The organism is Wenzhouxiangella marina (assembly GCF_001187785.1).
Lineage (GTDB): Bacteria > Pseudomonadota > Gammaproteobacteria > Xanthomonadales > Wenzhouxiangellaceae > Wenzhouxiangella > Wenzhouxiangella marina.
Genome location: NZ_CP012154.1, coordinates 2,308,706 through 2,328,916 on the forward strand (window position 1 = coordinate 2,308,706; position 20,211 = coordinate 2,328,916).

21 protein-coding genes and 1 pseudogene are annotated in these 20,211 nt (G+C 65.9%); 16 read left to right on the forward strand and 6 right to left on the reverse strand.

Translation table 11 applies throughout. The features are described from left to right. Nucleotides 1-52: 52 nt before the first annotated feature. The 3 genes from hemC to WM2015_RS09795 are packed head-to-tail and all read right to left on the reverse strand — an operon-like array spanning nucleotide 53 to nucleotide 2,360. On the reverse strand, nucleotides 53-967 hold the full coding sequence (hemC, locus tag WM2015_RS09785) for a hydroxymethylbilane synthase (RefSeq protein ID WP_049725871.1): 915 nt from the start codon (nucleotides 965-967) through the stop codon (nucleotides 53-55). Then, complete coding sequence (locus tag WM2015_RS09790; RefSeq protein ID WP_049725872.1) at nucleotides 964-1,683, reverse strand: LytR/AlgR family response regulator transcription factor; 720 nt, start codon at nucleotides 1,681-1,683, stop codon at nucleotides 964-966. Before WM2015_RS09790 ends, hemC begins: the two co-directional genes overlap by 4 nt. Beyond that, nucleotides 1,680-2,360 (reverse strand): alpha/beta hydrolase, encoded by a 681-nt coding sequence (locus WM2015_RS09795; RefSeq protein ID WP_049725873.1) that lies wholly within the window; start codon nucleotides 2,358-2,360, stop codon nucleotides 1,680-1,682. The genes WM2015_RS09790 and WM2015_RS09795 overlap by 4 nt, the downstream gene beginning before the upstream one ends. Between WM2015_RS09795 and lptM the strand changes: the two genes are divergently transcribed. From lptM to WM2015_RS09855, 13 genes are all read left to right on the forward strand, one after another. Continuing rightward, a complete protein-coding gene (lptM, locus tag WM2015_RS15870) occupies nucleotides 2,359-2,526 on the forward strand; it encodes an LPS translocon maturation chaperone LptM (protein WP_156201057.1) in 168 nt (55 codons plus the stop codon). The genes WM2015_RS09795 and lptM overlap by 2 nt on opposite strands. Continuing rightward, entirely contained in the window at nucleotides 2,510-3,172 is a 663-nt protein-coding gene (locus WM2015_RS09800; protein WP_049725874.1) for a class I SAM-dependent methyltransferase, read from the forward strand. Before lptM ends, WM2015_RS09800 begins: the two co-directional genes overlap by 17 nt. Beyond that, nucleotides 3,169-4,017 (forward strand): diaminopimelate epimerase, encoded by an 849-nt coding sequence (gene dapF, locus WM2015_RS09805; RefSeq protein ID WP_049725875.1) that lies wholly within the window; start codon nucleotides 3,169-3,171, stop codon nucleotides 4,015-4,017. Before WM2015_RS09800 ends, dapF begins: the two co-directional genes overlap by 4 nt. A 15-nt stretch (nucleotides 4,018-4,032) precedes the next feature. Then, nucleotides 4,033-4,692 (forward strand): DUF484 family protein, encoded by a 660-nt coding sequence (locus tag WM2015_RS09810; protein ID WP_049725876.1) that lies wholly within the window; start codon nucleotides 4,033-4,035, stop codon nucleotides 4,690-4,692. Further along, nucleotides 4,685-5,629 carry a tyrosine recombinase XerC gene (gene xerC / locus WM2015_RS09815; RefSeq protein WP_211260922.1) on the forward strand — a complete coding sequence of 315 codons (945 nt, stop codon included), beginning with the start codon at nucleotides 4,685-4,687 and terminating at the stop codon, nucleotides 5,627-5,629. Before WM2015_RS09810 ends, xerC begins: the two co-directional genes overlap by 8 nt. A gap of 70 nt (nucleotides 5,630-5,699) precedes the next feature. Then, the gene (gene hslV / locus WM2015_RS09820) at nucleotides 5,700-6,251 is read left to right on the forward strand and encodes an ATP-dependent protease subunit HslV (RefSeq protein WP_049725877.1); all 552 of its coding nucleotides are present in this window, start codon (nucleotides 5,700-5,702) and stop codon (nucleotides 6,249-6,251) included. After that, nucleotides 6,248-7,588: an ATP-dependent protease ATPase subunit HslU gene (gene hslU, locus WM2015_RS09825; RefSeq protein ID WP_049725878.1), complete on the forward strand. Its 1,341-nt coding sequence runs from the start codon at nucleotides 6,248-6,250 to the stop codon at nucleotides 7,586-7,588. The genes hslV and hslU overlap by 4 nt, the downstream gene beginning before the upstream one ends. A gap of 96 nt (nucleotides 7,589-7,684) precedes the next feature. After that, nucleotides 7,685-8,518: an ABC transporter ATP-binding protein gene (locus WM2015_RS09830; RefSeq protein ID WP_049725879.1), complete on the forward strand. Its 834-nt coding sequence runs from the start codon at nucleotides 7,685-7,687 to the stop codon at nucleotides 8,516-8,518. Continuing rightward, entirely contained in the window at nucleotides 8,515-9,282 is a 768-nt protein-coding gene (locus tag WM2015_RS09835) for an MlaE family lipid ABC transporter permease subunit (RefSeq protein WP_049725880.1), read from the forward strand. Before WM2015_RS09830 ends, WM2015_RS09835 begins: the two co-directional genes overlap by 4 nt. A 17-nt stretch (nucleotides 9,283-9,299) precedes the next feature. After that, the gene (gene mlaD / locus WM2015_RS09840; RefSeq protein ID WP_049725881.1) at nucleotides 9,300-9,761 is read left to right on the forward strand and encodes an outer membrane lipid asymmetry maintenance protein MlaD; all 462 of its coding nucleotides are present in this window, start codon (nucleotides 9,300-9,302) and stop codon (nucleotides 9,759-9,761) included. 1 nt (nucleotide 9,762) lies between these two features. After that, on the forward strand, nucleotides 9,763-10,401 hold the full coding sequence (locus WM2015_RS09845) for an MlaC/ttg2D family ABC transporter substrate-binding protein (protein ID WP_049725882.1): 639 nt from the start codon (nucleotides 9,763-9,765) through the stop codon (nucleotides 10,399-10,401). Continuing rightward, entirely contained in the window at nucleotides 10,385-10,708 is a 324-nt protein-coding gene (locus WM2015_RS09850) for an STAS domain-containing protein (RefSeq protein WP_049725883.1), read from the forward strand. The genes WM2015_RS09845 and WM2015_RS09850 overlap by 17 nt, the downstream gene beginning before the upstream one ends. Continuing rightward, nucleotides 10,705-11,439 (forward strand): MlaA family lipoprotein, encoded by a 735-nt coding sequence (locus WM2015_RS09855; protein WP_049725884.1) that lies wholly within the window; start codon nucleotides 10,705-10,707, stop codon nucleotides 11,437-11,439. Before WM2015_RS09850 ends, WM2015_RS09855 begins: the two co-directional genes overlap by 4 nt. 6 nt (nucleotides 11,440-11,445) lie before the next feature. Here the strand turns inward: WM2015_RS09855 and WM2015_RS09860 are convergent, their stop codons facing one another. Next, nucleotides 11,446-13,533, reverse strand: coding sequence for a putative bifunctional diguanylate cyclase/phosphodiesterase (locus WM2015_RS09860; RefSeq protein WP_169751144.1), 2,088 nt, complete (start codon nucleotides 13,531-13,533; stop codon nucleotides 11,446-11,448). Between the two features lie 240 nt (nucleotides 13,534-13,773). Here WM2015_RS09860 and WM2015_RS16255 point away from each other — a divergent pair, with 240 nt between their 5' ends. Both WM2015_RS16255 and metH read left to right on the forward strand, forming a co-directional pair. Next, nucleotides 13,774-14,670 (forward strand): ArsR/SmtB family transcription factor, encoded by an 897-nt coding sequence (locus WM2015_RS16255; RefSeq protein WP_245609756.1) that lies wholly within the window; start codon nucleotides 13,774-13,776, stop codon nucleotides 14,668-14,670. Further along, nucleotides 14,667-18,397 (forward strand): annotated as a pseudogene (metH, locus tag WM2015_RS09875) (methionine synthase). Before WM2015_RS16255 ends, metH begins: the two are co-directional and overlap by 4 nt. A gap of 6 nt (nucleotides 18,398-18,403) precedes the next feature. On the opposite strand, the gene WM2015_RS09880 reads toward metH, so the two are convergent. Beyond that, the gene (locus WM2015_RS09880; protein WP_049725889.1) at nucleotides 18,404-18,982 is read right to left on the reverse strand and encodes a DUF2058 domain-containing protein; all 579 of its coding nucleotides are present in this window, start codon (nucleotides 18,980-18,982) and stop codon (nucleotides 18,404-18,406) included. Between the two features lie 15 nt (nucleotides 18,983-18,997). Beyond that, the gene (gene bamJ, locus WM2015_RS09885; protein WP_082169640.1) at nucleotides 18,998-19,693 is read right to left on the reverse strand and encodes a BamJ family beta-barrel-assembly machinery protein; all 696 of its coding nucleotides are present in this window, start codon (nucleotides 19,691-19,693) and stop codon (nucleotides 18,998-19,000) included. Nucleotides 19,694-19,902: 209 nt separating this feature from the next. Between bamJ and WM2015_RS09890 the strand changes: the two genes are divergently transcribed. Continuing rightward, on the forward strand, nucleotides 19,903-20,208 hold the full coding sequence (locus WM2015_RS09890) for a hypothetical protein (protein ID WP_049725890.1): 306 nt from the start codon (nucleotides 19,903-19,905) through the stop codon (nucleotides 20,206-20,208). Nucleotides 20,209-20,211: the final 3 nt, after the last annotated feature.

Consider the following 20,211-nt stretch of genomic DNA (forward strand, 5'->3'; position numbering starts at 1 on the left):
ACAAATATCGCCCCCTGTCCAGCCTTCGCAGGCCGGTCATGCGGGAAAAATTTCACAAACGTGACAGGATTCTCATCGCGCCAGCGCCCTTCAGCAGCTCGGCAGCTTCTTCACCCAGCGCGCGAGCCGCGGCCACGCTTCCCTCGACCCGCGCATCGAGACACTCTCGCCCATCGGGACTGCAGAGCCGGGCCTGGAGCCTGAGACGATCACACTCGATTTCGGCCAGCGCGGCCAGGGGCATCCGACAGTCTCCGCCCAGCGCTGCCACCACGGCCCGCTCGGCCTCGACCCGCGCCCTCGTCTCCGCGCACTCCAGGCAGGCGAGGTGCTCGAGAATCTCGGCATCGCCTTCGCGGCACTGCACCACGATGACGCCCTGCCCCGGTGCCGGGAGAAATTCCGGCGGCCGGAGCGGCAGCGGTGTCGGCACCTTCAGGCCCAGCCGCTCGAGACCGGCCGCAGCGAGAATGACGGCATCGACCTCACCGGTCTCGAGCTTGCCGAGACGCGTCTGCACATTGCCTCGGATCGGCACGATCTCGAACTCCGGATGCATCCGGAGCAACTGTGACTGACGGCGCAGGCTGGACGTCCCCACCCGCGCGCGCTCCGGCATCTGCTCCGGGGACAATCCGTCGGCGTTCAACCACCAGTCCACCCAGTTCGCCCGGGGCAGCACCACGCTCAGCACCAGACCGGGCGGCGATTCGGCCGGAACGTCCTTGAGCGAATGCACGGCGATGTCGGCCCGGCCATCCAGCAGGGCGGCTTCCAGCTCTTTGAGAAACAGCCCCTTGCCGCCGATCTCGGCAAGCGAGCGGTCGAGGATCTCGTCCCCCCGCGTACTCAATGGCACCAGTTCGAGCGCCAGATCGGGATGGGCCTGTGACAGCTGCTCGGCCACGTGCTCGCTCTGCCACAGGGCGAGGCGGGATTGCCGAGTGGCGATCCGGATGCGATTCATGTCATGTCCTTCAGGGCCCGGCGAACCGCAGGGAGATTCCTGCGACTCACTTCGGGCTGCACATCGATTCCTTCGATTTCCACGCAGTCGGCACCTGCCGGGTTCCGGAACAGGGCGCGCAGACGATTGCGGTCGACCAGGGCGTTTCGGTGCACCCGCAGAAAGCGCTCCGGAAAGCGCTGCTCCAGCTGCACCAGCGATTCTTCCACCAGGGCCTTGCCACCGGTGTGATGCACGCAGACGTACTTGTCCTCTGCAATCAGGGCCCGGACCTCGTCGAGGGGAATTCGCGTGACCCGCTCGCCCAGTCGGGCCAGCAGGGCCGGCACCTGGGCAGGGTTGCGATCCAATCGCTCCCGCACTCGCGCGAAGGCCGCCTCGAGACGGGACGCGCGCACGGGCTTGACCAGGTAGTCGATGGCCTCGACGTCGAAGGCCTCGACGGCATAGCGCTCGAAGGCCGTCACGAAGATCACCGCCGGCTCCGGATCCAGAGTGCTCAGCTGGCGGGCCACATCGACGCCGTTGCCACCCGGCATTTCCACGTCCAGCAGCACGACATCGGGGGATGCCTGTCGACAGGCAGGGAGCACCTCGTTCGGGCGACTGGCACTGCCGGCCACCTCCACCCCATCGATCCCTTCGATCAGCCGCAGCAATCGTTCGCGAGCCGGAGCCTCGTCATCGACCACCAGCACACGAAGGGAAGCACTCACGACCAGATCGCTTCCAGCCAGGCATCGATCGCCTGGATCTCTTCGGGGGACACGGAGTGCGGCATGGGATAGCTGTGCCATTCGACCGAATAGCCCGCGGCCTCCAGTCGATCGGCCGCTTGCCGGCCCAGCGCCAGGGGAACGATCGGATCGTGCTCGCCATGCGCCATGAACACCGGTACTCTCGCCGAGGCCGGCTGCGACCAGGACTCCAATCGATCGGCCTGCAGCAGGTAGCAGGACAAGGCCATCACGCCCGCGAGGGCCTCGGTGCGGGCCAGGCCCGTGCGCAGCGCGATCGCGCCTCCCTGGGAAAACCCGGCCAGAACGATGTTCCCGGCCTCGATGCCCGACTCGATCTGCTCATCGATCAGGACGTGCACGGAAGCGACCGAGGCGAGAATGCCGGCTTCGTCCTGATCGCGGTCGATCGACATCCCAAGAATGTCGTACCAGGCGCGCATCGCCATGCCCCCGTTGATCGTCACCGGGCGCACCGGCGCGTGCGGAAAGACGAAGCGCACCGGGCGCCTGGCGGCCGCTCGCAGGTGCGGTACAATCGGCTCGAAATCGTGGCCGTCGGCGCCCAGCCCGTGCAGCCAGATCACGGCATGCGTCGGCTCCGCGCCGGTTTCCCGGATCACCCGGTCCAGTCGTTCAGAAGTGGAATCATTCATGCGCCTAATTCTACCCGGACTCCTCGTCCTGCTGCTGGCCGCCTGCGGCCTGAAGGACGACCTCTACCTGCCGGAACCGACGCAGGTCGAAGCCACGCAGGACAGCCAGACCGAGGACCGCGCGAACCCCGACAGCGAAGACACCGACGATGAAGCGGATTCCTGAACCCGAGCTGATGGATGCACCGGCGCAGGCGCAGGCCTACGCCGAGGCCGACTTCAGCGAATCGAACCAGGCCTTCGTCGATGCCTTCATCCGTTTCGCCGAGGCGGGCACGGAGGGGCGTCTGATCGACCTGGGCTGTGGCCCGGGCGACATCTGCCTGCGCCTGGCCAGGGCCATGCCCGGCTGGCGGATCATCGGACTGGATGCCGGACCCAACATGCTCGCCCTGGCACAGGCCGCCGTCGAGGCGGCGCAGGCCAGCTCGATCGAGCTGGCGCTGCGACGCCTGCCCTGCGAACTCCCGGGTCAGCCGCTCGACGCCATCGTCTCCAACAGCCTGCTGCACCATCTGCCCGATCCGATGGCGCTGTGGAACACGATCGCCGATCAGGCCGGGCCCGGCTGCCGCGTCCAGATCATGGACCTGCACCGGCCCGACAGCCCCGAGCAGGCCCGCGCCATCGTCGAGCAGTACGCCGGCGACGCGCCCGAGGTCCTGGCCACCGACTTCTACAACAGCCTGCTGGCCGCCTACACCGCCGACGAGGTCATCGATCAGTGTCGCCAAGCCGGCCTCGAGACCATGGTCCTGACCCGTCCCAGCGATCGACACTGGCTGGTCCAGGGCATTCTCCCGACCGGATGAAGCGCGAACTGGCGTTCACCAAGCTCGAAGCCCTGGGCAACGATTTCGTACTGATCGATGCCCGGGAAGGGGCCTTCGCCCCCCTGCCCGCCACCGTGGCACGCCTCGGCGACCGGCGCCTGGGCATCGGCTTCGACCAGCTCCTGATCCTGCGCCCGGCCAGCCGACCCGACCGCCATGTGGCCGTCGAGATCTTCAACCAGGACGGCAGCACCGCCGAGCAATGCGGCAACGGCATGCGCGCGGTCGCACTCTGGCTGCACGATCGGGGCGAACTGAGCGAATCGGCCCGGCTGGAAACGGCAGCCGGTCCGGTCGACGTGCGATTCGAGAGCCCCGATCACATCACCGCCACCCTGCCCCCGCCCAGCGAAGCGGCGCCCGCCGGCGCCGAATTGCCGGCCGAACGGCCATGGCAGGAATCGCGGGCTGGCCGAGACTACCCGGTGGACTTCGTAAGCATGGGCAATCCGCACCTGATCCTCGATCTCGAGCAGCCTGCGGACGTCGCGCTGGTCGAATCGCTGGGTGAAGTCCTGACCCATCATCCCGGCCTGCCCGAGGGCGCCAACGTCAACTTCGCGCACGTCGAGTCGCGCCACCTTATCGACCTCTCGGTCTACGAGCGCGGCGCCGGTCCGACCCGGGCCTGTGGCAGCGGCGCCTGTGCGACGGCCGCCAGCCTGATCCGGCGCGGGCAGGTCGACAGCCCGGTCGAAATCCGGCAGCCGGGCGGAACCCTTGTGATACATTGGGATGGCGGTCCGAAACCCGTTTACATGACCGGGCCGGCCCGGATCGTGTTCCACGGCCGGATCGACATCGAGCCGACAATCAACCCCTGACCCTGAAGAATTTCCATGACCACGGATGACGTGCTGAACTGGCTGGGTGAACACCCCGATGTGCTGATCGAGCACCCCGAACTGCTCGAGCGACTGCAACTGCCCCACGATGCCGGCGCCACTTCCCTGATCGAGCGCCAGGTCGAACGCCTGCGCGCGTCCAATCGAAAACTGGAGCAGCAACTCGAGGCGCTGACCCGAGTGGCCGCGGAGAACGAGCAGCTGAGTCGGCGACTCCATGGTCTGACGCTCGCGGTCCTGGCCGAGAGCCGGCCGGAGGACTGCCTGGCGGAATTGATCGCCCGACTGCGCGAGGACTTCCAGGCCGATGCCGTCAGCGTGCATCTGATCGATCCGGAGCCCTCGCTCGCGGCGATCAACGAGGTCCATGCCCATGCCGAGCTCCCCGAGGCTCTGAAATCCCTGGCCGAACCCGACCGAATCCAGTGCGGCCGACTGACGCGCGAAAAGCTCGGCCTGCTGTTCGGATCGGAAGCCGACTCCATCGCCTCGGCCGCCGTCGTACCGCTGGGCTCCGCCGGCCTGCTGGCCATCGGCGCCACCCAGCAGGACCGCTTCCACCCCGGCATGGGCACCCTGTTCCTGGAGCTGCTCGCACAGACCGTTCTGGCTCGTCTGAACCCTCCAGCCGCCCACCAGCGCAAGCGTGCCTGACGCGACGCAGCATTCCGCGCTCGAACAAGCCATCGAGGCCTTTCTCGTCCATGCCCGGGAGGAACTCGGCCTGAGCCCGGCCAGCCTGGACGGCTACGGCCGCGATCTGAAGCAGTTCCGCCAATGGTGCGAAAACGGCGAGCTCGACCGCCCCGAGGCGATCACCGTCAATGACGTACGCGCCTTCGCCGCCACCCGTCATCGTCGTGGCATCAACCCTCGTTCGATCCAGCGTCAGCTCTCGGCCCTGCGTCGATTCTTCCGCTACCTTCGACGGGAGGGCCGGATCAAACACGATCCGGTCGAAGGCGTTCGTGCGCCGCGCGTACAACGTCGCCTGCCCCGCCCCCTGGATATCGATCAGGTGCTGGCCCTGCTCGCGATTCCGGAAGAGGACGAACTGGCCGTACGCGACCGGGCCATGCTCGAGCTCTTCTACACTTCGGGCCTGCGAGTGAGCGAACTGGCGGGACTGAGCTGGGATCGCCTGGACATCGGCGAGGCCCTGGTCCGGGTCCTGGGCAAGGGCCGTCGCGAGCGTCTGGTGCCCGTCGGTCAGCACGCGCTGCGCGCGCTCGAGCGCTGGCGCCGGATCCAGCGGGCGCTACCCGGAAATGAGTCGGGCCGGATATTCACCAGCCTCAAGGGCCGGCCGCTCGGCGTTCGCGCCGTGCAGAAGCGCGTCGCGCACTGGTCCGAGCGACAGGGCCTGGACCAGCGCGTCCATCCGCACCAGCTCCGGCACAGTTTCGCCTCGCACATCCTCGAGTCCTCAGGCGACCTGCGCGCGGTGCAGGAACTCCTTGGCCACGCCAATCTTTCCACCACGCAGATCTACACCCACCTGGATTTCCAGCACCTGGCCCGGGTCTACGATGAGACCCATCCCAGAGCACGACGCAAGTCGGGCAGCAAGGACGGCAGCGACGATTCCTGAGCACCGGCGTCCCTTTTGCCGGGGCCCGACCGTCCCCATGTAGGCGATTCACGCAGACATCGGAATCGGCATGGAACAGTATCGTGGCACGACCATCGTGTCGGTCCGTCGGGGCGACCAGGTCGTCATCGCCGGCGACGGCCAGGTCACTCTGGGCAATACGGTCATGAAGGCCAACGCGCGCAAGGTCAGACGCCTGTACAAGAACCGAGTGCTGGCCGGTTTCGCCGGCGCCACGGCAGACGCCTTCACCCTGTTCGAGCGCTTCGAGAGCAAGCTGGAAATGCACTCCGGCCACCTGACCCGAGCTGCCGTCGAACTGGCCAAGGACTGGCGTACGGACCGCATGCTCCGCCGCCTCGAGGCCCTGCTGGCCGTGGCCGATCACGAGGCCTCCCTGATCATTTCGGGCAATGGCGACGTGATCGAACCGGAAGACGACCTGATCGCGATCGGTTCCGGCGGACCCTTCGCCCAGTCGGCGGCGCGCGCCCTGATGCGCCACAGCGATCTGGACGCGGAAACCATCGCCCGCGAGGCGCTGACCATCGCCGGCGAGATCTGCATCTACACCAACCACAATTTCACCGTCGAGACCCTGAACACGGACGCCTCCTCATGACCCAGATGACGCCTCGCGAAATCGTCCAGGAACTGGACCGTCACATCATCGGCCAGGACGAAGCCAAGCGCGCGGTCGCCGTGGCGCTGCGCAATCGCTGGCGACGGATGCAGGTGGACGACGCGCTCCGCGCCGAGATCACGCCGAAGAATATCCTGATGATCGGGCCGACGGGCGTCGGCAAGACCGAGATCGCCCGCCGCCTGGCCGCCCTGGCCAAGGCCCCGTTCGTCAAGGTCGAAGCGACCAAGTTCACCGAGGTCGGTTACGTCGGCAAGGACGTCGAGTCGATCATTCGCGACCTCGTCGAGACCTCGGTCAAGATGGCGCGAGAAGAGGCCATGGCCAAGGTCCGGTCGAGGGCCGAGGACGCCGCCATCGAGCGGGTCGTCGACATCATGCTGCCGCGCCGCGAGAGCAGCGGCTTCGCCAATGCTCCAGGTGAGCCAGACGGCAATCAGAGCGATACGCGCCGGAAAATCTTCAACAAACTGGTCAGCGGCGACTTCAACGATCGCGAGATCGAAGTCGACGTGTCCCTGAACGTCGGCGTCGAGATCATGGCGCCGCCGGGCATGGAGGAAATGACCAATCAGCTCCAGCAGATGTTCTCCAACCTCTCCGGCGGCAAGAAGCAGACCCGCAAGATGAAGGTCAAGGACGCCATCCCGGTGTTGATCGAGGAAGAAGCGGCGCGCCTGATCAATGACGAGGAGGTCAAGCAGACCGCCCTGAAGAACGCCGAGAACAACGGCATCGTCTTCCTCGACGAAATCGACAAGGTCGCGCGCCGCGCCGACGGCGGCAGCGGCGGTGAGGTCTCGCGCGAAGGCGTGCAACGTGATCTGCTGCCCCTGGTCGAAGGCTGCACCGTCAACACGCGCTACGGCACCCTGAACACGGACCACATCCTGTTCATCGCCTCCGGCGCCTTCCACGTCGCCAAGCCCTCGGACCTGGTGCCGGAACTGCAGGGCCGCCTGCCGATCCGGGTCGAACTGAAGGCCCTCAGTGCCGGTGATTTCAAGCGCATCCTGACCGAACCGGACGCCGCCCTGACCCGCCAGTACCAGGCCCTGATGGCCACCGAAGGCGTGCAGCTGAACTTCACCGACGAGGCCATCGAGCGCCTGGCCGAGATCGCCTTCGCCGTCAACGAGTCGACGGAAAACATCGGCGCCCGGCGCCTGCACACGGTGATGGAGCACCTGCTCGAGGACATCAGCTTCGTCGCCCCGGACCGCGACGGCGAGACCCTGGAGGTCGACGCCCACTACGTCGATCAACACCTGGCCGAACTGGCCGGCAACGAGGATCTGAGCCGCTACATCCTCTGATCGAGCCGCCCGGCGCTGGCGCGTTCTTCGTGCCGATGTCGTAACAGCAGATTCATTACACTGTCGGATCGCACCGACGCAGGGGATCACTCGAACATGGGGAATCGCGTCCAGCCGTCCAGTCCGCCGGCCATCCGGCTGGTCGATATCCGCCTGTCCCTGGGCGGTCGACCGATCCTTGAGGACTTCAACCTCGAAGTCCCGGCGGGTCGCGTGACCGCCGTGATGGGGCCCAGCGGTGCGGGCAAGACCACCGTGATGCGTCTGATCACCGGCCAGCTCAAACCCGAGGCGGGAGAAGTCTGGATCGACGACACGCGCATCGACCAGCTCAAGCCGCGAGCGCTGAACCGCGCGCGTCGCCATATCGGCGTGCTCTTGCAGAACGGCGCCCTGTTCACCGATCTGACCTGCTTCGACAATGTCGCCCTGCCCCTGCGCGAGCACACGCGGCTGCCCGAATCGCTGATTCGACGGATCGTGCTGCTGAAGCTGCAGACGGTGGGCCTGCGCGGTGCCGCCGATCTCTATCCGCGCGAGCTTTCGGGCGGGATGAACCGTCGCGTGGCGATGGCGCGGGCCATGGCCATGGACCCGGATCTGATGCTCTATGACGAGCCCTTTGCCGGCCTGGATCCGATCTCCCTCGGTGTGTCCCTGCGGCTGATTCGCGAGGTCAATCAGGCCCTGGGCACCACCAGCGTGGTCATCACCCACGACGTGGGCGAAGTGGCGAAACTGGCCGACCATTGCTGCATCATCGCCGACCGCAAGACCATCGCAGCGGGCTCGCCCGCCGAACTGGCCGACAGCCAACACCCGCTGGTGCGGCAGTTTCTCGATGGGCAGCCGGACGGACCGGTGCCCTTCCATCATCCCGCGCCGCCGCTGGCCGAGCAGCTGCTCGATCCCCATGGAAGCCAGCAATGAGCACGTCGAAGGTCGGCAGCCGCTGGACCGCACCGCTGCGCCATCTGGGTCAGGCCGGGCTGTTCCTGCTGACCGCGATCGCGCACATGCGCCTGACCCGGCTGCAGCTGGCCGAGACCCTGCGCCAGGTCTACTTCGCCGGAGTCCGGTCCCTGGTCATCATCGTCACCGGGGGCTTCTTCGTCGGCCTGGTCCTGACCCTGCAGACCTACGACACCCTGACCCGCTTCGGCGCCGGTGACGCGGCCAGCACCGTGCTCGCCCTGTCCCTGTTCCGCGAACTGGGGCCGGTGCTCACCACCCTGCTCTTCGCCGGACGAGCGGGCACTTCGATCACCGCCGAGATCGGTCTGATGCGCGCGACGGAGCAGCTCGACGCCCTCGACCTGATGGCTATCGACCCCCTCGAACGCATCGTCCAGCCTCGCCTGATCGCCGGTATCATCGCCGTGCCCGCGCTGACCCTGATCTTCAATGTCTGCGCCATCTTCGGTGGCGTGGTCTTCGCGGTCTTCCTGATGGGCAACGACGCCGTGACCTTCTGGGGCAATATGCAGGCCTCGGTGGAGCTCTGGCGCGACTTCGCCCACGGAATGTGGAAAGCCCTGGCCTTCGGCTTCCTGGCCGGCTGGCTGTCCGTGTACTTCGGCTGGACCGCTCGCCCGACCGGCGAAGGCGTCGCCCTGGCCACGACCCAGACCGTGATCGCCACCGCGATCTCGGTCCTGATGCTCGACTTCGTCCTGTCGGCCTTCATGCTCTAGAGGTTGCAAGCAGACCCATGAAATCTTCTCATCAGATCGAACTCACCGCAGGCATCTTCCTGCTGCTGGCCATCGCCGCGCTGGTCTTTCTTGCCCTGCAGGCCACCGATCGCGGTGTGGCCTCCGGCGATGGCTACCGGATCGAAGCCAGCTTCATCAATGTCGGCGGCCTCAAGCCCCGCGCCAAGGTCGCCCTGGGGGGCGTCACGATCGGCCAGGTGGAGTCCATTTCCCTGGATCCCGAGAGTTTCGAAGCCCTGGTGGTGATGCGCATCGCCGCCCAGTTCGACGACCTGCCGGAAGACTCGTCGGCGTCGATCCTGACCTCGGGCATCCTCGGCGATCAATTCGTCGGCATCGAACCCGGCGGCTCGCCTGAACCCCTCGTCGACGGCGATCGTCTTATGCTTACCAATTCCGCGCTTCAGCTCGAGCAGCTGATCAGCCGGTATCTGTTCAATTCCGAAGAAGAGGAATGACATGCGCTCGAATCCCATGACCCTGGGCCTGATTGCACTGAGCCTGCTGGGCCTGAGTGCGTCCACGCTGGCCAATGGCGATCCCGTCGAGATGGTCCGCGAGACCACCGGTGAGCTGTTCGCCCTGGTCGAAGCCCACCGCGACGACTACGAACAGGATCCCTCGACGCTGCATGCCGAACTCAAGCGCGTGCTCGGTGAGCGCACCGATTCGATCTACTCCGCCCGCCTGGTGCTCGGTCGATACGGACGAGGCCTGGACGCCGGCCAGGTCGAAGCCTTCGCCGACGCCCTCACGGACGTCCTGATGCGCCGATACGCCAGTGGCCTGATGGACTTCCAGAGTCGCGACCAGGTCGAGGTCCTGCCCCTGGCCGGAGAGAACACCGATCGGATGACCCGCGTACGCACCCGCATCCAGCTCGACAATGGTGAAAAGGCGCCGGTGGACTACATGCTGCGCAAGCGTGACGGGCAATGGCTGGTCTTCGACGTGATCGTCGAAGGCATTTCCTATGTCTCGACCTTCCGCAATCAGTTCGCGGAAGAGATTCGCCGGAACGGTTTCGACGCCACGCTCGAGCGCCTGCAACGCGGTGAGATCGATATCGAGGTGGGTGGCGATGGGCAGTCCGGCTGAAACGGCCTTTCGGCTGGCGGGCGAGTTGACCGCCGAGGCCGTGGCCCGCTGCCACGCAAACAGCCTCGCCGCCGCCCGACGCTCCGAATTGCCGGGCCGGATCGATCTGGCCGACGTCACGCGAACGGACTCCAGCGCCCTCGCTTTGCTGCTGGAATGGCAGACCTGGGCCCGCGAGCGGCAGCAAGACATCGAATTCTCCAATCCCCCGGACAGCCTGCGTGTCCTGGCCAAGCTCAGCCAGGTCTCCTCGCTACTCGGCTGGGACGACACCCCTGATCGAACGGAACAAGAATCCCCGTCATGAAGAAACTGATTCCCCTGCTCCTGGCCGTCCTGCTCAGCGCCTGCGCCACGACCTCGCCGGACACGCGTCATCCCGACGACCCCTGGGAGCCGATGAACCGATCCGTCTACGCCTTCAACCGCGGCGTCGATCGAGCCATCATTCGGCCAGCAGCGAGAGGCTACGTTCGGGTAACGCCGGAACCGGTCCGCAACGGGATCGGCAATTTCTTCCGCAACCTGAGTTCGCCGGTGATCATGATAAACCTGCTGCTGCAGGGACGCGGTGAGGATCTGGAGCAGGAATTCCAGCGCTTCGTCGTCAACACGGTCTACGGCGCCGGCGGCATCTTCGACCTCGCCAGTCGCGGTGACATCGAAAAGAACGAGGCCGATTTCGGCCAGACCCTGGCGCACTGGGGCTGGGAGGATTCGCGCTACCTGATGCTGCCCTTCCTGGGCCCGTCGACGATCCGAGACGGCGTCGGACGCGGGGTCGACACCCTGCCCGACATTGCCTGGCGCGAAACCCGGGAGCGCGGTTCCTGGGCGCTGCTCGGCCTGCGCATCATCGACATTCGCGCAGGATTGCTACCCCTCGACGCCGAGCTGGCCGAGGCCTTCGACGAGTACGCCCTGGTTCGGGACGGCTGGCTGCAGCGTCGCAACTACTTCCTGTTCGGCGACGAAGCCGAGGTGCCGGACTACGAGGCCTTCCTGGAAGAAGGCGATTGGGACGAGGAGGAAAACTGATCGATCTCAGCTGGCTTCCAGTTCGACGAGCTGACCCCGTCCCAGGTGCCAGCCCTGGGCACAATCACAGCCATGCGCTCGAACTTCCTCGAGCTCTTCGGCGGACTGAACACCCTCGGCGGTGACCGAGAAGCCCAACTCGCGAGCGAGTGTCACGATGGCTTTCATGATGGCCGAATTCTTCGGGTTGCTGGCCAGGCCGCGAACGAAGACCTGATCGATCTTCAGCCGCTGCACGGGCAGATGGCGAAGGTAGGCCAGTGAGGAATAACCCGTACCGAAATCGTCGATGGCAATCGCAATGCCCTGCCTGCGCAGCGACTCGAGCTGTTCGAGCTTGTCGGCCAGCTCGTCCATGAAGGCCCGCTCGGTGATTTCGACCTCGAGTCGAGCCGGCTGCAGACCGCAGTCCCGAGCCATCCGCACCAGGCGCCGCGCGAACTGCGGGTCCTTCAATTGCACCGGCGCGACATTGATCGATAGCCGGCTCGTCGCATCGATCCGAGCCACCGCCCGCATGGCCTTGCGATAGACCTGCTCGCCGAGGGCGGCCACCAGACCGCGGGATTCGGCCAGAGCGATGAACTGCTCAGGATCGATCCAGCCATCCTCACGATGGTGCCAGCGGGCGAGGGCCTCGTAGGCCACCACCTCCCCGCTCGAAAGATCGACCACCGGCTGCAGCGCGACCTGGATCTCGTCCCGATCGACGGCGCCGCGGAGCTCGGTCTCCAGATAGCGGCGCGCCATCGCCGCCGCCGTCAGCTCGGGCGTGTAGGACGCCCAGTTCGACGGTCCTTCCTCCTTCGCCCGGTAGAGTGCCGCATCGGCGTGGCGCAGCAGATCCTCGGCCGTTTCGCCATCCTTGGGAAAAAGGCTCATGCCGATCGAAGCGGTCACCCGCAGCAGGCGATCGTCCACGGAGACCGGCGAGTCCATGGCGGCACACAGGGCCGAGGCCAGGCGAGCCGCGGGACCTTCGACCGATTCGCCTTGCACGATGATCAGGAATTCATCCCCCCCCAGCCGACCTACCAGGCCCCGATCACCCACGACCTCGCGCAGGCGGCCGGCCAGTTCTTCGAGCAGTCGATCTCCGCTGCCATGCCCCCAGATATCGTTGATATCCTTGAAATTGTCCAGATCCAGGTGCAGCAGGGCCAGCTCCTGGCCCACGATCGAGGCCTCGGCAATCTGCTCCTCCAGCCGCAACTGCAGGGAGGTGCGGTTGGGCATGCCCGTCAGCGCATCCTCGTAGGCCAGGCGCACCAGCTCGTCTTCCATGCGCCGCCGCCCGGTGATCAGTCGCGCGAAACCGTGCCAGGTGACCGCCCCGTCCTGGTCCCGCTCGGGGCTGGAATCGACTTCCACCCACTCGGCATGTTCCAGCTGACCACCCGGGGGCAGCATCCTGAACTGCTCGTGGAATCGGCACAAGGATTGGCGGCTCTGTTCAGCGGCCCGTTGCACCCGCGCCTCGTCCTCGGGCGCGATCCGGTCGAACAGGGCCTGGGCATTCTCGACCACCTCGCTGTGCTCCACGCCGAACACTTCGAACAGTTTCGCGCTGGCATAGGGCATGCTGAAGATGCCCGTGCCGGGCTCGTAGCGAAGCTGGTAGATCACCCCCGGCACCTGTCCGGCCACATGCCGGAACTGCTCGGTCTGTCGAGCGCTGGCCCGCTCGGCGGCCTTCTGCTCGCTGATGTCGACACCGATGCCCGCAATCAGCGGCTCACCGTCCACGTCGACCAGCTGCCCGCTGTAACGAAACACCGGAGTCTGACCACTGCGGGTCAGCAGGGGGGCTTCCAGCGAGGCCTCACCGCATTCGAACACGCGCCGTATTGCCCCGCGAACCTCTTCCCGATGTTCCGGTGCGAACAGATCCAGGGGACTCATGGCGGCGATTTCCGACGCTGAATAGCCGGTCACCTGTTCGAAGCTCGCATTCCAGCGACGGAAGCGCTGCTTCGAGTCGATCAGATAGAAGATACCGGGAACGGTCTGCAGGACCGCATCGAGGAGATTGCCCGGGGGCACGGACGACCCGGTGACGGTCAGTTCGGGTGCGGATTCGTCATGTTCGGGCATCAGAGACTCCCCCGAGTGGGCCATACGGCCAACCAGCATCACGCGCTGCGACACCCCCTGCCCGCCGCGCGCCGAACGAGCGGAAACCCAGTCTAGCACGTGCCCGGACCCACGCTCCTCCTCGGCGGCGCCACCGCCCTTGATTGCCGGGCGGCCAGACGCTAGGCTACGCATATATCTCTTGATCGCGATAAAAGGATATTTCCCATCAATCTCGAGCTGATCGGCCGGCACTGCGGCTTGCTGGGCGACCCCACCCGTCTTCGACTCCTGGCGCTACTGGAGCGCGAGGAGCTGACCGTGGCCGAGCTGGCACAGATCACCCGCCTTGCCCAGCCCAGGGTGTCCACCCATCTGGCGCGACTTCGTGAGGCCGGCCTGGTGGCCGACCGCCGTGAGGGCGTGTCCGTCTACTACCGTCTCCAGAACGGGCGGGATCAATCCGATCTGATGGCCTTCTGGCGCCTGATCGGCGGCCAGCTCGACGATGCGCTCGTGCAGGCCGATCGCGACCATCTCGCCGACGTCCTGCAGCAGCGAGCCGCCGGACGGAACTGGCCCGACGCCGTGGCCGGCGACATGGAACGCCATTATTCGCCAGGACGGACCTGGGAGGCGACGGCCCGGGCCCTGGTCCACCTGCTCGAGCCCGGCCGCGTCCTCGACATCGCATCCGGCGACGGCGTGATGGGCGAACTGCTGGCAGCCCAGGCCGAGCGGATCGACTGCATCGATCTATCGGAACGCGTCGTGGACGCCGGTCGTCAGCGCATCAAGGCCTTCGACAACGTCCACTTCCACCTCGGTGACATGCACGAGTTGCCTTTCGGGGCGGCCAGCTTCGACACGGTACTGATGCTGCACGCCCTGACCTACAGCGATGCCCCCGAACGGGCCATCGCCGAAGCCGCGCGCGTCCTCGACCAGGGCGGGCGCCTGCTCGGCGCCACGCTCAACCGCCACCGTTATCGCAGCGAGGTCGAGGCCTATGGGCATGTCAATTCAGGCTTCGGTGCCCGGCAGATCAGCCAGTGGTGCGAAGACGCCGGGCTGGACGTGCAGTTCTGTGACATCACCTCGATCGAACGGCGAGCGCCGCATTTCAAGATTCTGACCTTTCTGGCCCGCAAACCATGACCACCCTACCCTGGCACGACCCGAGCCGAGTGGATCGACTGCTCGCGGCCCTCGAACAGCGCATCCTGCTGCTCGATGGCGCCATGGGCACCATGATCCAGCAGGCCCGACTCACCGAGGCCGACTACCGTGGCAAGCGCTTCGCCGACCACGACCAGGATCTGCAGGGCAACAACGACCTGCTCGTCCTCACCCGGCCCGAACTGATCGCCGACATCCACCGCCGATTCCTGGAGGTCGGCTGCGATCTGATCGAAACCAACACCTTCAATGCCAATCGGATCAGCCAGGCCGATTACGGACTCGAAGACTGCTCCGAGGAACTCAATCGGGCAGCGGCGGAACTGGCCAGGGAGTGCACGCGCGACTTCGAAGGGAGGGATCCCGAACGACCACGCTTCGTGGTCGGCATCCTCGGCCCGACGAACCGGACGGCGTCGATCTCGCCCGACGTTTCCAACCCCGGCTATCGCAACGTCGACTTCGAGACCCTGGCTCAGGCCTATGGGGAAGCGGTTCGGGGTCTGCTGGACGGCGGTGCGGATCTGCTCATGATCGAGACCGTGTTCGATACGCTCAACGCCAAGGCCGCCATCTTCGCCGTCCAGGATGAGTTCGAGCGTCGTGGGGCACGCTGGCCGCTGATGATTTCAGGCACCATTACCGATGCCAGCGGCCGGACGCTATCGGGCCAGACGGCCGAGGCCTTCTATTACTCGATCTGCCACGCCCAGCCCCTTGCGGTGGGCTTCAACTGCGCCCTGGGCGCCGATCAGCTCGAGCCCCACGTCGAAGCGCTGGCCCGGGTGGCCGAGTGCCTGGTCTCCGCCCATCCCAACGCCGGCCTGCCGAATGAGTTCGGTGAATACGATGAAAGCCCGGCGGCCATGGCCGAGGTGATCGAGCGCTATGCCCGCGATGGCCTGATCAACATCATCGGCGGCTGCTGCGGCACCACCCCGGAGCACCTGGCCGCCATCGCCCGAGCGGTTGCCGGCCATTCGCCCCGCCCGTTCCCGACGGCCCTGGCCCGAACCGAAGACTGACGGACTCCATGACTTCCAGCAACGAACGTCGCTACACGCGACTCAGCGGCCTCGAGCCCCTGGTCATCACGCCCGAGCTCAATTTCATCAATATCGGCGAGCGCACGAATGTCACCGGTTCGGCCATCTTCAAGCGCCTGATCCTCGAAGATCGCTACGAGGAGGCCGTGGAGGTCGCCCAGCAGCAGGTCGAGAACGGCGCGCAGATCATCGACGTCAACATGGACGAAGGCCTGCTCGACGCGGAACAGGCCATGACCCGCTTTCTCAATCTGATCGCCGCCGAGCCCGAAATCTCTCGCGTGCCGGTCATGATCGACTCCAGCAAGTTCGAGGTCATCGAGGCCGGTCTGCGCTGCCTGCAGGGCAAGGGCGTGGTCAATTCGATCAGCCTCAAGGAGGGCGAAGCGGCCTTCCTCGAACAGGCCCGACGGATTCGCCGCTACGGCGCAGCCGTGGTCGTGATGGCCTTCGACGAAACCGGCCAGGCCGACCGTGCCGAGCGCATGGTCGAATGCCTTTCGCGTGCCCACGCGCTGCTTACCCGGGAGGCCGGCTTCCCGCCCGAAGACATCATCTTCGACCCGAACATCTTCCCGGTGGCCACGGGCATGGCCGAGCACGACAACTATTCGGTGGAATTCATCGAGGCCACGCGCGAGCTCAAGCGCCGCTTCCCGGATTGCCACGTGTCCGGCGGGGTCTCGAACATGTCCTTCTCCTTCCGCGGCAACAACCCGGTGCGCGAAGCGATGCACTCGGTGTTCCTCTACCACGCCACCCGCGCCGGCATGGACATGGGCATCGTCAATGCCGGCCAACTGGCCGTCTATGACGACATCGACCCGGAACTGCGCGAACTGGTCGAGGACGTGGTCCTCAACCGCCGCCCGGATGCCACCGAGCGCCTTCTCGAGGCGGCCGATCGCTACAAGGGCGATGGCAGGAAGCAGGAGCGCGACGAGGCCTGGCGGGACAGGCCCGTGGCCGAGCGCCTGAAATACGCGCTCGTCAAGGGCATCGACAAGTACGTCATCGAGGACACGGAAGAAGCGCGCCAGGCGCACGCCAGCTCTCTCGAGGTCATCGAGGGCCCGCTGATGGACGGCATGAACCACGTCGGCGACCTGTTCGGCGACGGCAAGATGTTCCTGCCCCAGGTGGTCAAGTCCGCGCGGGTGATGAAGAAGGCCGTGGCCCACCTCGTGCCCTACCTCGAACGCGAGAAGAAGACCGGCGAGAAGAAGGGCAAGGTGCTGATGGCCACGGTCAAGGGCGATGTGCACGACATCGGCAAGAACATCGTCGGCGTGGTCCTGGCCTGCAACGGCTTCGACGTCCATGACCTGGGGGTGATGGTGCCGACGGATCGGATCCTCGATGAAGCCGTCAAGGAAGACGTCGACCTGATCGGCCTGTCCGGCCTGATCACGCCTTCGCTGGATGAAATGGTCAATGTCGCCAGGGCCATGCAGAAGCGGGGCATGGATCTGCCGCTGCTTATCGGTGGCGCGACGACGTCGAGAGCGCATACGGCTCTCAAGATCGAGCCGGTCTACGATGGCCCCGTCTGCTGGGTGAAGGACGCGTCCCGTTCTGTCGACGTGGTCCGCAAGCTGGCCAGCGCCACGCATCGACCCGCCTATGCCGAGCAGCTCGCCCGGGACTACGCGGACTTCCGCGACCGCCATGCGAACCGGAATACGCGCAGGACCCTGATCGATCTGGCCAGCGCTCGCGAGCGCGCCTTTCGAGGTGACTGGGATGCACAGGCTCCCGCGGCACCACGACAAACCGGTCTCACGGTCCATGAAGACTGGCCTCTCGAGGATCTGGTGCCCTACATCGACTGGACGCCCTTCTTCCAGACCTGGGAACTGGCCGGCCGCTTTCCGGCCATCCTCGACGACGAGGTCGTCGGCGAAGCGGCAAGCCAGCTCTACGAAGACGCTCAGGCCATGCTGGATCGGATCGTCCGCGAACGCTGGCTGACGGCCAAGGCGATCTGCGCCCTGCTGCCGGCCGCCAGCGAGGGCGACGATGTGCTGGTGTATACGGACGAAACACGCGACCAGGTACGCGAACGCCTGGTCTTTCTGCGTCAGCAGGCCGACAAGGCTTCGGCGAACTACTGCCTGGCCGACTTCGTGGCCCCGGCCACTGCCGGCGTCGCAGACCACATCGGCCTGTTTGCCGTGACCACCGGCCACGGCCTGGACGAAGCCCGCTCGAAGCTACCGGCCAACGACGACTACGCCCAGATCCTGCTCCAGGCCCTGGCCGATCGCCTGGCCGAAGCCCTGGCTGAAGCCCTGCATGCCCGAGTTCGCCGGGAGCTGTGGGGCTATGCCCCTGAGGAAGACCTGGACCCTGAGGCCCTGATCCGCGAGCAGTATCGCGGCATCCGACCCGCGCCCGGCTATCCGGCCTGCCCGGACCACAGCGAGAAAGCAAAGCTGTTCGAGTTGATGGGCGTGAAGGAACGAATCGGCATCGACTTGACCGAATCCTTCGCCATGCACCCGGCCGCCTCCGTCAGCGGCTACTACTTCAGCCACCCGGACTCCAAGTACTTCGTCGTCGGCAAAGTGAGCCGCGAGCAGCTCGAAGACTACGCGCGGCGCAAGGGCATTTCCGTGGAACAGGCGGAAGCCTGGCTGCGCCCCAATCTCGAGGACTGAGCAGGATTACCAGATCAGATCGTCTGGAACCGGCGGGTAGTGTGAGCCATCGTCTTCCGGCTCCTTGGGGCTGAGATCCGGCACCAGATCCTCGGCGATCTCACGATAGGCCGAAAGCGTGTCCAGATCGATCAGCAGGTAGGATCCGCGCAGATTGACGACGCCGATTTCGCCCGCGTTGAGCTGGGCCCGCTGTTCGGGCGTGCACAGCACGCGTCGGATCCGCCCCAGGTGCTCGAAGTAACGCGGTTCCTCGGCATCCTTGCGATTCAGGGTCTTGCCACGCACCAGCTCGTCGAGCTGCTCGTTGCGCTTGCGCCGGGCTTCCTGCGCGGCCACGCGAGCCTTCTTGCGATCTTCCTTTTCGCGCTTCTCGGCCTGCTCGCGCGCCTTGTAGGCCCGCTCGAGGTCGGAGGCGCCGCCCGATTTGCCCGACGACTTGCGACCACGCGACTGCTTCGCGGGCCGACCCTTGGCGTTCCCCGGCCCGGAACGCGCAGCGCCGGGACGATCCCGGCGCTGCGTTCTGGCCTGGGATTCATCCGCCAGCCCTGCCTTGAGCAGAGCGTCCTGCAGTGAACCCATCTGCGGATACCCTTGTCAGTCGCCGCTGTCGACCGAGATCAACTCGACTTCGAAGATCAGCGTCGAATTCGGGCCGATCGGACCCGGACGCCCCTGCTCACCGTAGGCCAGGTCGGACGGAATGAAGAATTCGTACTTGGCGCCTTCGGACATCAGCTGAACGCCTTCGGTCCAGCCAGGAATGACCTGGTTGAGGGCGAAGGTGGCCGGCTGGCCACGGTTGTAGGAGCTGTCGAACTCGGTACCGTTGAGCAGGCTGCCGCGGTAGTGCACGGTGACCGTGTCGGTGGCTGCCGGGCTGGCGCCCTCGCCTTCTTCGATCACCCGGTACTGCAGACCGGATTCGGTCTCCATCACGCCCTCACGCTCGCGGTTCTGCGCCAGAAAGGCCTGGCCTTCTTCCAGGTTGCGGGCCGCGTCCTGGGCACGCTGATCGGCCAGCTCCTGCTGGCGACGCTGCATGAACGCGTCCCGCTCGGCCAGCGCTTCTTCCGGCGTCAGCCGGGTTTCCTCACCGTTGTAGGTCGCGCGCAGCGCTTCCACCAGCAGATCGAGGTTCAGTTCCAGACCCTGATCCGACAGGGAGTTGCCGATGTCCATGCCCACGGTGTAGCTGAGCCGGTCCATGTCGGACTCCAGCTCCTGAGCGAGAACCGGGGCGGTCGCGACGGTGGCCACCAGCGCGGCGGCGATGAAACGGGGGGTACGCATGAGAAATCTTCTCCTGGGTAAAGCGATGAATGAAATTACGAACGCAGGCTAGGACCATCGCCTCGGGGCAATGGTTCAAACGCCTCATGGTAGCAGATCGAATCGACCGCTTCAGAGGGCCCGGGCCAGGGAATCGACAAAAATCACTTGACTCTGTATGGGTGTTTTACTAGACTAGTACACCAACACGATCAAACACGGAGGCGACCATGCTCCCCATCGTCAAGCGCAAGACCCTCGAAGTGCCGCACGGACTGGCTGCCCTTGCCGCCGCTGTCTGCCTGGTGCTGGCGTTTGCAACGGACTTCTCCGAACGCGAGGAGCACCTCCGTGCCGACATCGATGCGACGCCGGCCACCGAGTTGAGCGCCGCGCACGCCGCCAACCTGCACGATAGCGGTGGCAGTGCGGCCGAGGCCACGCGCAAGCCGGGCAACGATGCACGGCCAACAGGCAGCTCGACGTCGAGCGCGAGTCCCGGCGGTCTGCTGAGTTTCTTCGGGCTGCCGCGATAGATC